10 protein-coding genes are annotated in these 12,592 nt (G+C 71.6%); 7 read left to right on the top strand and 3 right to left on the bottom strand.

Features of this window, described 5'->3' with window-relative positions; all coding sequences use genetic code 11:
- The first annotated feature begins 204 nt into the window (after positions 1-204).
- On the top strand, positions 205-1,581 hold the full coding sequence (locus tag ACFYR3_RS40505; RefSeq protein WP_389287112.1) for a TerD family protein: 1,377 nt from the start codon (positions 205-207) through the stop codon (positions 1,579-1,581).
- 16 nt (positions 1,582-1,597) lie between these two features.
- Here the strand turns inward: ACFYR3_RS40505 and ACFYR3_RS40500 are convergent, their stop codons facing one another.
- Positions 1,598-2,773 (bottom strand): glycosyltransferase, encoded by a 1,176-nt coding sequence (locus ACFYR3_RS40500; protein ID WP_355839158.1) that lies wholly within the window; start codon positions 2,771-2,773, stop codon positions 1,598-1,600.
- A 58-nt stretch (positions 2,774-2,831) separates the two neighbouring features.
- Here ACFYR3_RS40500 and ACFYR3_RS40495 point away from each other — a divergent pair, with 58 nt between their 5' ends.
- The gene (locus ACFYR3_RS40495) at positions 2,832-3,617 is read left to right on the top strand and encodes an aspartate/glutamate racemase family protein (protein ID WP_355839160.1); all 786 of its coding nucleotides are present in this window, start codon (positions 2,832-2,834) and stop codon (positions 3,615-3,617) included.
- Positions 3,618-3,737: 120 nt separating this feature from the next.
- Positions 3,738-4,283, top strand: a complete 546-nt coding sequence (locus ACFYR3_RS40490; RefSeq protein ID WP_389287110.1) for a hypothetical protein — start codon at positions 3,738-3,740, stop codon at positions 4,281-4,283.
- Between the two features lie 19 nt (positions 4,284-4,302).
- On the opposite strand, the gene ACFYR3_RS40485 is transcribed toward ACFYR3_RS40490, so the two are convergent.
- Positions 4,303-5,304: an O-antigen ligase family protein gene (locus tag ACFYR3_RS40485; RefSeq protein WP_389287108.1), complete on the bottom strand. Its 1,002-nt coding sequence runs from the start codon at positions 5,302-5,304 to the stop codon at positions 4,303-4,305.
- A 303-nt stretch (positions 5,305-5,607) separates the two neighbouring features.
- Between ACFYR3_RS40485 and lnt the strand changes: the two genes are divergently transcribed.
- The 4 genes from lnt (at position 5,608) to ACFYR3_RS40465 (ending at position 10,818) form a co-directional block, all read left to right on the top strand.
- Positions 5,608-7,221: an apolipoprotein N-acyltransferase gene (gene lnt / locus ACFYR3_RS40480; protein WP_355839166.1), complete on the top strand. Its 1,614-nt coding sequence runs from the start codon at positions 5,608-5,610 to the stop codon at positions 7,219-7,221.
- 56 nt (positions 7,222-7,277) lie between these two features.
- The gene (locus ACFYR3_RS40475; protein ID WP_389287106.1) at positions 7,278-7,751 is read left to right on the top strand and encodes an NUDIX domain-containing protein; all 474 of its coding nucleotides are present in this window, start codon (positions 7,278-7,280) and stop codon (positions 7,749-7,751) included.
- 60 nt (positions 7,752-7,811) lie between these two features.
- Positions 7,812-8,612, top strand: coding sequence for a 3-hydroxybutyrate dehydrogenase (locus ACFYR3_RS40470; RefSeq protein ID WP_389287104.1), 801 nt, complete (start codon positions 7,812-7,814; stop codon positions 8,610-8,612).
- A 280-nt stretch (positions 8,613-8,892) separates the two neighbouring features.
- Positions 8,893-10,818 carry a GAF domain-containing protein gene (locus tag ACFYR3_RS40465; RefSeq protein ID WP_356782238.1) on the top strand — a complete coding sequence of 642 codons (1,926 nt, stop codon included), beginning with the start codon at positions 8,893-8,895 and terminating at the stop codon, positions 10,816-10,818.
- A gap of 45 nt (positions 10,819-10,863) precedes the next feature.
- Here ACFYR3_RS40465 and ACFYR3_RS40460 read toward each other — a convergent pair whose 3' ends face one another.
- Complete coding sequence (locus ACFYR3_RS40460; protein ID WP_355839174.1) at positions 10,864-12,249, bottom strand: MFS transporter; 1,386 nt, start codon at positions 12,247-12,249, stop codon at positions 10,864-10,866.
- Between the last annotated feature and the right edge of the window lie 343 nt (positions 12,250-12,592).

Below are 12,592 nucleotides of genomic sequence, written 5' to 3'. Positions count from 1 at the left end.
CGGGATCCCCAATGCGAGCGAACTCGGCAAAAAAGGACGTCAAAGATGGTTGAGATCGTGTAAAGGCCGAGCTTCGGACGGGTTACCGGCGGTTGACCAGGATCTTCTGGCGTGAGCCATGGGAGTCGGCGGACCTGGGGATTAGGTTTGGCGAGAGCGGAGCCGGCGGTCCGTTCGGGACTCGTACCGGCGCGGAGACACGTGATGGGGGCGTACATGTCAATGCCTAAGGGATCGAATGTTCCTGTCCCGACGACGGCACTCCGGGTGGAATTGGGGTGGCGTTCAGGACCGGGGGTGCCCGACGTCGATGCCTCGGCCCTTCTGCTGGTGGCCGGAAAGGTTCGTTCGGACGGCGACTTCGTCTTCTACAACCAGCCGGCGCACTCCTCGGGCGCCGTGCGCCACGACGGCAAGCGGAACGACGGCGGCCAGGTGACCGACGCGCTGCTCGTCGATCTCACGCGCGCGGAACCCGTCGTCGAGACCGTGGTCCTGGCCGCCTCCGCGGACGGCGGCTCCTTCGGACGCGTTCCCGGCCTGTACATCCGGGTGCTCGACACACAGCACGGCACGGAGGTCGCCCGTTTCGACAGCACCGACGCGACCGTGGAGACGGCCTTCGTGCTGGGCGAGTTCTACCGACGCCAGGGCGCCTGGAAGTTCCGCGCCGTCGGACAGGGTTACGGAAGCGGTCTCGCAGGGCTGGCCACCGACTACGGGATCACGGTGGACGAGCCGCAGCGCGCGGTGCCCTCGGCCCCGCCCTCGTCGCCCGCCACCCTCGTGCAGGGACCGCCCCCCGTGGCTCCGCCGGTCACCGTGCCGCCGCCGGTCGCCCCGCCCGTGACCATGCCGCCGCCGATGGCCCCGCCCGTGACCATGCCGCCGCCGATGGCCCCACCGATGACTCCGCGGCCGCCCGCGGCCCCTCCGGCGCCGGTCCGCCTGTCGAAGGTGACGCTCACCAAGGAGGCCCCCTCCGTCTCGCTCAGCAAACAGGGCGGCACGGCCGGCGCCCTGCGCGTGAACCTCAACTGGGAGGTGCGCAAGCAGTTCTCGGGGTGGGGCAGCAAACGCGGCCGGGCCGTCGCCATGCACGCCGACCTCGACCTCGACCTGTGCGCGCTGTACGAGCTGTCCGACGGCCGCAAGGGAGTCGTCCAGGCGCTCGGCAACGCCTTCGGGGCGCTGCACCAGCCGCCGTACATACATCTCGACGGTGACGACCGCACCGGGGCCGTGGCCGGCGGCGAGAACCTCTCCATCAACCTCGATCACAAGCAGAGCTTCCGGCGCATCCTCATCTTCGTGACCATCTACGAAGGCGCGCGATCCTTCGCCGACCTGCACGCCACGGTCACCCTCCAGCCGCTGAACGGCGCGCCGATCGACTTCTCGCTCGACGAGTGCACGGTCCCCTCCACGGTCTGCGCGCTCGCTCTCATCACCGGCAGCGGCGCCGACCTGGTCGTCCAGCGCGAGGCCCGGTACCTGATCCCCGCGCGCGGGGTGAGTCCGCAGCGCACCGTCGACCACGCATACGGCTGGGGCATGAACTGGACGCCCGGCAGGAAATGACCGTCCGCCGCCTTCCTCAGTTCTCGTCGAGGGCGGTGTCGGGGCGCGCGTAGGTGCGGCCCTTCCAGGCCGCGCCGCGCCCCCTGTAGTGCTGCACCGCGGAGTCGACCGTCATGAGGAGATAGAGGAACGCGGTGACCGGCAGCAGGGGAGCGAGCGACAGGGGCTGCCGGTAGTGGTGGAGCATCGGCGTGTACGTCGCCGTCATCACCAGCCAGGCGAGCCCCCCGGCCACCGCCGCCCACGGGTTCCCCGCGGCGAGGCCCACCAGGAGGGCGACCGGTGGCACCAGATACACCACGGCGAGCCCGGCGACCGTTCCGGCGAGCAGCAGCGGACTGTGCCGCAGCTGGGCGTACGCGCTGCGCGAGACCATGCGCCACAGATCGTGCAGCCGCGGATACGGACGCACGCTGTCGACCCGCTCGGCCAGGCCCAGCCAGATGCGGCCACCGCCCCGCTTGACGGCACGGGCGAGCGCCACGTCGTCGATGACGGCATGCCGGATCGCGTCCGGGATCCGCGCCCGCTCGGCGGTGTCCGCGCGCAGCAGCACGCATCCCCCCGCCGCGGCCGCCGTCCGCGAGCCCTTCACGGCGATCCGGCGGAAGGGGTAGAGCTGCGCGAAGAAGTAGACGAACGCCGGCACGACGAGCCGCTCCCACGGGCTCTCCACCCGCAGCCGCGCCATCAGCGAGACAAGGTCGAAACCACCCGTGCGTGCCGCCGCCACCAGCAGCCGGAGACTGTCCGGCGCATGCGCGATGTCCGCGTCGGTGAGCAGCAGATATTCGGGTTCCCGCGCGCGGGCGAGGCCGATGCCGTGCCGTACGGCCCACAGCTTGCCCGTCCAGCCCGCAGGCGGTTCTCCCGGTGAGCCGACGGTGAGGGGCAGTCCGCCGTGCCGCCGTGCCAGCTCGCGGGCCAGCTCTCCGGTGCCGTCCGAACTGCCGTCGTCGATGAGGAAGATCTCGGCCCGCCCCGGATAGTCCTGGGCGAGGAGCGAGGGCAGGCTCTCGGGCAGGACGGCGGCCTCGTCCCGGGCCGGCACCACGACGCAGACGAAGGGCCAGTCCGACGGCTCGCGGCGGGCGGGCAATCGTACGTCCGTCCGCCAGAAGAAGCCCTGGCCGAGCAGCAGCCACAGCCACGCGGCCAGTGATCCGACAGCGATCCACACGAGGGCGCTCACCTGCCGCAGTCTGCCCCACCGCGGTCGCCCGTAAAGACGGATCGTCTATGGTGACCGGGTGAAGATCGCGCTCATGGACTCCGGAATCGGACTGCTCGCTGCTGCCGCCGCGGTACGTCGACTGCGGCCCGACGCCGATCTCGTCCTCTCCTCCGACCCGGGCAGCATGCCCTGGGGACCCCGCACACCGGAAGACGTCACCGCGCGCGCCCTCGCCGTCGCCGAGGCCGCCGCACTGCACCGGCCCGACGCCCTGATCGTCGCCTGCAACACCGCCTCCGTACGTGCCCTGCCCGCCCTGCGTGCCCGCCTGGAGCCGGCAGTGCCCGTCATCGGCACCGTCCCGGCGATCAAGCCGGCCGCCGCGGGCGCCGGACCCGTGGCGATCTGGGCCACGCCCGCCACCACCGGCAGCCCCTACCAGCGGGGGCTGATCGAGGAGTTCGCCGGCGGAGTGGAGGTCACCGAGGTGGCCTGTCCCGGACTCGCGGACGCCGTGGAGCACGCCGACCAGGCGGCCATCGACGCCGCGATCGCCGCGGCAGCCGCCCGCACCCCCGAAGACGTAAGGGCCGTCGTCCTGGGCTGCACCCATTACGAGCTCGTCGCCGAGCGCATCCGCGCGGCTGTGCAGCGCCCCGGCCGTCCGCCGCTCGTCCTGCACGGTTCCGCCGGCGCGGTCGCCGCCCAGGCGCTGCGCCGGATCGGCGAACTCCCGGACCCCGGGGCCCCCGCCGATTCCACGGTCACGGTGCTGTTGAGCGGGCGCGAGGGCATGCTGCCCGCGACCGCGCTCACCTATGAGGAAGGCCGCATTCTCTCGGCGGTCAGCCCCGCACGCTGAGCGACGAAAGCCCTCCCCCTCGTCACGCCCTGCCGCCGCCGGTGGGACGCTCGTCCACCCGGCGGAGTGACGCTCCGCGACCCGGTGCCCGTGCAGCGGAACCTGAGTAGTCTCATGGGTATGAGGGACCACCCCCACGGCGAAACCTCCCCGCATCCGGACATCTGGACCGGACGCGCGAGGAACCGTGTTCAGTGGCTGCCCGCCCTGGGCGGCGTGGCCTGTCTGGCTCTCGGGATCCAGCTGGCCGTGAGTTCCGGCTGGACGTCGGGTACGGCGCCGTTGGTCATGTCCGTCGTCGGATGCATCGCTGCCGGACTGCTCATCCTCTTCGGCACGCTCGCGTTCGTGCATGTCGCCGTGAGGGTGGACGAGGACTGCCTGGAGGTGCGCTGCGGCCACATAGGGCTGCCGCGCCGCCGCATCCCTCTCTCGACGGTCGTCGGTGCCGACTTCGCGCCCCAGGTCAACCCTCGCCAGTGGGGCGGCTGGGGGTATCGCTGGCGGCCCGAGCAGGGAACCGCCGTCATCGTCCGGCGGGGCGAGGGCGTGGTGCTGCGCCTGGGCGACGGCCACACGTTCACGATCACCGTGGACAACGCCGAGGCGGCGGTACGGATCATCCGCGGCCGTCTGCGTCCGGACAAGACCGGCGCGGTGCGCTGACCACCGACGTGGGCGTCGCTCACGACTCCAGGTGGCCGTGACCGGCGGAACGCCGGGCCGGTGCCCAGACGTCGTCCGGCTCCCCGGTGGTCAGTGGTCGTGCGGTCGCGAGCCCGGCGAGCAGTCCCGCACCCGCGGTCACCGTCATGAAGCTCAGCGCGTTGCCGATCGACGCGATGGCGGCCACCGCCGTCAGGGCCGCGCCCGTCGTCAGCGCGATCGGCGTGGTGCGCGGCGAACGCAACAGCGCGTACAGGATCCAGCAGAACGCCGCCGCGAGCAGGACCACACCTGTCAGGCCCTGTTCGGCGGCCTGCTGCAGCGGCGCGGAGTGCGGTTTGCCGTCGGGCAGCAGTGACTGGGCGACCGTGGGACTGAGCTCTCCGAAACGTCCGGGCCCGACCCCCAGCTCGGGATTCGTACGGGCCATTCGCAGGGCGTCGTGCCAGAGCAGGATGCGGTGCTCGGTCAGCTGGCCCTCCAAGGATGCGGTCAGTCCGCCCGGCAGCGCGTCCTCGCCGATCGCCCAGGTCGCCCCGGTCACCAGCGCCGCGGCGGCCGCGAGCCCCGTCAGGCCGAGGCCCCGGCGTCGTACACGGGCGGCGGCGAGCGAACACAGCAGAACCCCGGTGCAGGTGACGAATCCGGTGGTGGACCCCAGAAGCGCCGCCGTCACCGCGGTCCCGGCGGCCAGCAGCCGCAGCGCGAGCCGCAGGGCGGGCGGGCGCGCGGCCCAGGCCGCGCAGCACGCGGCGCCGCAGGAGAGGGTCAGCAGCGCGGCCGTGGCACCGGTGTGGCCGAGCTGCAGGCTGATCTGGGGGCCGGGCGTGGCGATCGCGAGACCGAGTCCGGCCAACGCTCCGGCGCCGAGGGCGGCCACCGGCAGGAGCGCTCCGAGGATCCGCCCAGAGGCGTAGCCCGCCGCCACGGCGAGCACCGCCAGCAGCATGCCCTCGGGCCGGCCGTCGTGAGCGGCCGCCGTGAGCAGCGACCAGGAGGCACAGGCCGCGAGCACGACCATGCCGGCGACATCGGAGGCGCTGCGTCTTTCGCCCGTGGCCGCAGCATCAGCCGTGGACGCCGTCCCCGTGGAACCCACCCCCGTCGCCCCCCGACTCTGCCGGACCCCGGGCGCCGTCACCGCATCAGGCCGCACGTCAGAGGTTCGGGCACACCGTAACGGGTGATGCGCCGGTTTGGGGACCTGTTGTGCAGGAACGTTGCGGCAGATCCGCGCGAAGGGGTCTGCCGAGAGGTGTTCCGCCCATCGGGACCGAGGAGGCCGAGCTGTCGGCGCCCAGCTCAAGCGCCGTACACTCCCCAAGTGACCGCCACCGCAACCACCGTAGACGAGCCGGAACAGCTCGAACCCCAGGCCGTGCCCGCCCCGCGCGGAGCCGCCCTGGTGCGTCGCCTCGTTCCGGCCGCCGCCGCGGCGCTCTCCGGAGTGCTGCTGTACGTCAGTTTCCCGCCGCGGACCCTCTGGTGGCTCGCCCTGCCGGCCTTCGCCGTCTTCGCCTGGACCCTGCGCGGTCGCTCCTGGAAGGCCGGTCTCGGCCTCGGTTATCTGTTCGGCCTCGGGTTCCTGCTGCCGCTGCTGGTGTGGACCGGCGTCGAGGTCGGCTCCGGTCCCTGGCTCGCTCTCGTCGCGGTGGAGGCGATCTACGTCGCGCTCGTCGGCGCCGGGATCACGTTCGTCTCCCGCCTGCCCGGGTGGCCGCTGTGGGCGGCGGCACTCTGGATCGCCGGAGAGGCGGCACGCGCGCGTGCGCCCTTCGGTGGCTTTCCCTGGGGGAAGATCGCCTTCGGCCAGGCCGACGGCGTCTTCCTGCCGCTCGCCGCGGTCGGTGGTACGCCGGTGCTCGGCTTCGCGGTCGTGCTGTGCGGCTTCGCGCTGTACGAGATCGTCCGCCTGGCCGTCGAGCGGCGCGGTACCGGAGTCCTGCGCCGCGGCGCGGCCGTGGTGGCGCTGCTCAGTGTCGTCGTCCCCGTCGTCGGAGCGCTCGCCGCGCGGATGCTCGTCAGCGACAAGGCCGAGAACGGCACGGCGACCGTCGCGCTCATCCAGGGCAACGTCCCGCGCGCGGGACTCGACTTCAACTCCCAGCGCCGCGCCGTCCTCGACCACCACGTGCGGGAGACCGAGCGACTGGCCGCCGAGGTCAAGGCGGGCAAGGCCGCGAAGCCCGACCTGGTGCTGTGGCCGGAGAACTCCTCCGACATCGACCCGTTCGCCAACGCCGACGCGCGCTTCGTGATCGACGAGGCGGTCAAGGCGATCGGTGCCCCCATCTCCGTCGGCGCCGTCGTCAAGCGGCACGGCAAGCTGTACAACGAGCAGATCCTGTGGGACCCGGACAAGGGTCCGGTGGACACGTACGACAAGCGTCAGGTCCAGCCGTTCGGCGAGTACCTTCCGCTGCGCCCGCTGCTCGGGGCCATCAACAAGAACTGGACGAGCATGGTGCGCCAGGACTTCAGCCGCGGCACCGAGCCGGGCGTGTTCACCATGAACGGCACCGGGGTCGGCCTCGTCACCTGCTACGAGGCGGCGTTCGACTGGGCGGTGCGCAGCACCGTCACCGACGGCGCCCAGATCATCTCGGTGCCCAGCAACAACGCGACCTTCGACCGCAGCGAGATGACCTACCAGCAGCTCGCCATGTCCCGCATCCGCGCTGTCGAGCACAGCCGCACCGTCACGGTTCCGGTGACGAGCGGTGTCAGCGCCGTGATCATGCCGGACGGGAAGATCACCCAGAAGACCGGGATGTTCGTCGCCGACTCGCTGGTCCAGAAGGTGCCGCTGCGGTCCTCCGAGACCCCGGCCACGAAGCTCGGCATCATCCCGGAGATGATCCTGGTGCTGGTCGCGGCGGGTGGCCTCGGCTGGGCGGCGGCGACGGCGGTCCGCTCGCGACGGAACACCGGCGCCTAGAACGGGGACCCAGGGTCCGCGCGGGGTGGCGGAATCGCGCCGATAGGGTCGGGGGCATGGCTACCCCCGACTTCATCCGCACGATCCGGGCCTCCGCGGGCCACCAGCTCCTCTGGCTTCCCGGGGTGAGCGCCGTGGTCTTCGACGACGAGGGCAGAATCCTGCTCGGGCAGCGTTCGGACAACCACAAGTGGGCGCTCATCTCCGGCATCCCGGAGCCGGGGGAGCAGCCCGCAGCCTGCGCGGTGCGCGAGGTGTACGAGGAGACAGCCGTGCACGTCGAGGTCGAGCGCGTCGTCATGGTCCGGGCCGGGGAGCAGGTGACCTTCGCCAACGGCGACGTCTGCCAGTTCATGGACACCACGCTGCGATGCCGTGCCGTCGGTGGGGAGGCCCGTGTCAATGACGACGAGTCGCTCCAGGTCGGCTGGTTCGAGGTGGACGCCCTGCCGAAGCTGAACGAGTACGCCCTCGTCCGGATCAAGCAGGCGCTGGTTGACGCACCGACATGGTTCGAACCTACGACCTGAGTACGAAGTGTGTGTGCTGACCACATCGGTTGAGGCGTGAGTGCTGCCTAGGGTCAACGCATGACCGCCCCCAGCGCCCTCCCGGGCCCCAACGCCTCCGCACTCGACCTCGGCGGCCGCACCGCCCTCGTCACCGGCGCCGCGAGCGGCATCGGCCGCGCCTGCGCGCTGCGGCTCGCCGCCGCCGGAGCCAAGGTGAGAGCGGTCGACCGGGATGCCGCGGGCCTGGAGACCCTGGCCGAGCAGCCGCTCGGCCTGGCCGGGACCATCGAGCCGCACGTCCTCGACCTCACCGACCTCGACGCGGCGGAGCAGGCCGCGGCCGGCACCGATGTCCTCGTGAACAACGCGGGGCTGCAGATGGTCCGCCCCATCGAGGAATTCCCGCCCGACGTGTTCCACACGGTGCTGACCGTAATGCTCGAAGCCCCGTTCCGGCTCATTCGCGGCGCTTTGCCTCATATGTACGGGCAGGGCTGGGGCCGCATCGTCAATGTCTCCTCCGTGCACGGGCTGCGAGCCTCGGTTTTCAAGTCGGCGTACGTCGCGGCGAAGCACGGACTCGAGGGCCTCTCGAAGACCGCGGCACTCGAAGGCGCGCCCCACGGAGTCACCTCGAACTGTGTGAACCCCGCCTATGTGCGCACCGCACTGGTCGAGAAACAACTGGCCGATCAGGCTCGGACACACGGGATTCCGCGAGAGCGCGTTCTGACCGAGATCCTGCTGCGGGACAGCGCGGTCAAGCGGCTCATCGAGCCGGAGGAGGTCGCCGAGGCGGTGGCCTATCTCTGCGGTCCGCAGGCGGCCTTCATGACCGGGACGTCGCTGGTGCTGGACGGGGGTTGGACCGCGCACTGAGCCGGGGCCTGCGCCTCCGGCCCATGCCCTCGGAGCCGGTCCTCGCCTCGAGCCATGTCGGAGCCGGCCCCCATCACGAGCCACAGCGGAACCGGTCCCGGCCCCGATCCCCGTCGCAGCCGACCCGTCATGAGCCGGCTCGGAGCCAGTACCTGCCCGAGCCGTACCGGACCGACCACGAGCGGTACCGGACCCGGCCCCACCCCGAGTCGTACCGGAGCCGGTCGTGAGTTATCCACAGGGCCGGGGCGCCGCCCCGCGAATGCGCGATCCTGTTGCCATGTCCCGCGATCACCTGCCATCAGCCGAGCGCTCCGCCGACAGCGCGGAAGCGCCGTTCCTGGAACTCCTGGCCAGAGGAGCGACCGCCGACGCCTACGAGCAGCCGGTGCTGCTCGCCCGCGCCGAGGGCCTGCCCGCCGAGCGCGTCGCCGCGCTCGAACAGGCCAAGCTGCTCGCCCTGCGCGTACGCACGGAGATAGAAGGACGGCGCCGCCGCGAGGCCGAACTCTCCGCGCTCTTCGAGACCGCGCACGACCTCGCGGGCCTGCGCGACCTCGACGCCGTGCTCCAGGCGATCGTGCAGCGGGCCCGGTCGCTGCTGGGCACGGACATCGCGTATCTCAGCCTGAACGACGCGTCCAGGGGTGACACCTATATGCGGGTCACCGAGGGCTCGGTCGCCGCGCGCTTCCAGCAGTTGCGGCTCGGCATGGGGGAGGGCCTGGGCGGACTCGTCGCGCAGACCGCCCGCCCGTATGTCACCGACGACTACTTCAAGGACGAACGCTTCCAGCACACCCGGACCATTGACGCCGGCGTACAGGACGAGGGCCTCGTAGCGATTCTCGGCGTGCCGTTGATGATCGGGCCACAGGTCATCGGCGTGCTGTTCGCGGCAGACCGCAGGGCGCGGGTCTTCGAGCGGGAACAGATCGCGCTGCTCGGCTCCTTCGCGGCCCTGGCCGCGGCAGCCATCGACACGGCGAACTCGCTGGCGGAGACCCGCTCGGCCCTCGACCGCCTCGGCCGGGCCAACGAGATCATCCGGGACCGCAGCGGAGTGATCGAGCGCGCCTCGGACGTCCACGACCGGCTGACCGAACTCGTGCTGCGCGGCGGGGGAGTCCATGACGTGGCCGCCGCGGTGTCCGAAGTCCTGGACGGCACGGTCGAGTTCGCGGAGCCGGGCGGCACACCGGCCATGGCCGTGGAGGCGGCCCGCGCCGAAGGCCACGCCGTGCGGCACGGAGACGACTGGGTCGCCGCGGTGGCGGCGGGAGGCGAGTTGCTCGGCGCGCTGGTGCTGCGCGGGCATCCGGGCCTCGACCCCGTCGACCAGCGCACCCTGGAGCGCGCCGCGATGGTCACATCGCTGCTCCTGCTCGCCAGACGCTCGGCCTCCGAGGCCGAACAGCGGGTACGCGGCGAGCTGCTGGACGACCTGCTGGATTCCCGGGACCGCGATCCGAGGCTGCTGCGGGAGCGGGCGGCGCGGCTGCACGCCGATCTCGACGGCCCTCATGTGGTGCTGGCAGCCCGACTCGATGTCACCGCCGCCGACGCCGACCAGGAGGCGGGCGCGCGCAGACGGCTGTGGTCGGCCGCGTCCCATCTCGCCACGACCCGCCATGGACTGGCGGCCGCGCGCGACGGCGGCACCGTCCTGCTGCTCCCGCTCGGACCCGGCGACACAGCGACGACACTGGCCCGCCGCACGGCCAAGGAGCTGGGCACCGCCGTTCACGAGGCGGTCACCGTCGGCGCCTCCGCGCCCGTCGACCGGCTCGCGGCGCACCCCGAAGCGGTGGCCTCGGCGTACGCGGAGGGGCAGCGCTGCCTGGAAGCGCTGCGTCTGCTCGGCCGGGCCGGCGACGGCGCGGCCGCCGAGGACTTCGGGTTCCTGGGACTGCTGCTCGCCGGGGACCGGGACATCGCCGGGTTCGTCGGCCGCACGATCGGCGGAGTCGTCGCGTACGACGAACGGCGCGGCACCGACCTGCTGCGCACTCTCGACGCGTACTTCGCGAGCGGCATGAGCCCGGCGCGCACGAAGGACGCCCTGCATGTGCATGTGAACACCGTGGCGCAGCGGTTGGAGAGGGTGGGGCGCCTGCTGGGGGACGACTGGCAGAGCCCGGCCCGCACGCTGGAGATTCAACTCGCCCTGAGACTGCACCGGTTGTCGTCGGACGGGCCGCACTGATCCCCGCACGCGGCCCGCGCGCGGGGATCGGGTGGCGACCCGCGGTCAGACGGTACGGGCGTCCGCCGGCGCGGCGGGAGCGGGTCGCTCGTCGGTCGTGGCCTCGACGTCGGACAGGTCGCGGTCGCGGGTCTCCTTCGCGAAGCCCACGGCGATCAGGGTCAGGACGACGGCCCCGATCACATAGAGGGAGATGGGAGTTGAGCTGTCGTAGGAGGAGAGCAGTGCCGTCGCGATGAGCGGTGCGGGCGCGCCCGCCGCGACGGAGGCGAACTGAGCGCCGATGGAGGCACCCGAGTAGCGCATCCGGGTCGCGAACATCTCGGAGAAGAAGGCGGCTTGGGGCGCGTACATGGCGCCGTGCAGGACCAGGCCGACGGTGACGGCTACGACCAGGTTCCCGAAGCCGCCGGTGTCGATCAGGGAGAAGAACGGGAACATCCAGAGGCCGATGCCTGCGGCACCGAACAGATAGACGGGGCGGCGGCCGATGCGGTCGGAGAGCGCGCCCCAGGCCGGGATGACGGCGAAGTGCACGGCTGAGGCGATGAGGACGGCGTTGAGCGCGGTCTGCTTGGAGACGCCGGCGGAGGTGGTGGCGTACACGAGGATGAAGGCGGTGATCACGTAGTAGCTGATGTTCTCGGCCATCCGGGCGCCCATCGCGACGAGCACGTCACGCCAGTGGTGGCGCAGTACGGAGACCAGCGGAAGCTTCTCCGGCTCGTCCGTCCCAGCCGTCCTTCGGGCCTCCGCCCGGGCCAACGCCTGCTTGAACACGGGCGATTCATCGACAGACAGACGTATCCACAAACCGACGACGACCAGTACGCCGGAGAGCAGGAAGGGGATGCGCCAGCCCCAGGAGAGGAAGGCGTCGTCCGACTGTGTGGCGGTGAGCAGCGAGAGGACGCCGGTCGCGAGGAGTTGGCCCGCGGGTGCTCCGGTCTGCGGCCAAGAGGCCCAGAATCCTCGCCGCTTCGCATCACCGTGCTCGGACACCAGCAGGACGGCGCCGCCCCACTCGCCGCCCAGCGCGAAACCCTGCACCAGACGCAGCGTGGTCAGCAGGACGGGGGCCGCCGCGCCGACGGTCGCGTGTGTGGGCAGCAGACCGATCGCGAACGTCGCCCCGCCCATCAGCAGCAGGCTCAGCACCAGCAGCTTCTTGCGGCCGAGCCGGTCACCGTAGTGTCCGAAGACGAGCGCGCCCAGCGGCCGGGCCGCGAACCCGACGGCGTACGTCAGGAAGGACAGCAGCGTGCCGACGAGCGGGTCGGAGCCGGGAAAGAACAGCTTGTTGAAGACCAGCGCGGCGGCCGAGCCGTAGAGGAAGAAGTCGTACCACTCGATGGTGGTGCCGATGAGACTGGCGGCGACGATGCGCTTGAGGCTGGCGGGGGGTGGGGGAGCGGTGGTTCCGGAGGCCATGTGCGCCACTTCCTCGTGTGCGGTGGGGACGGGTAGGTGTTGGCACACGGTAGGAAGCTGCAGGTCAGGGGCACATGTGGTGGGGCAACATAGTTCGAGGGTTGGCTATGCGTGCGGCCACCATGTCGGCTCACGGAAGGGCGGTTCAGGGGCTCGAAGGTGGTCGGAACGAGCGCCGTCCGGGAAGCGCAGTTCGGGGTGATTTGACGGTGCGGTGCTGACTCCTGTGCTGGTTCGGTGCTGACTACTGCTGGATTCCTCATTGGATGTACATATATCGGCGTCGTAGTTGGCGGGTGGGCGGGGCGGGTCGGCCCCAGATCCAGGGTCGGGCGCGGGAGTT

This window comes from Streptomyces sp. NPDC005784, from assembly GCF_042871525.1.
GTDB lineage: Bacteria > Actinomycetota > Actinomycetes > Streptomycetales > Streptomycetaceae > Streptomyces.
This window is presented reverse-complemented; position numbering and strand designations above follow the sequence as displayed.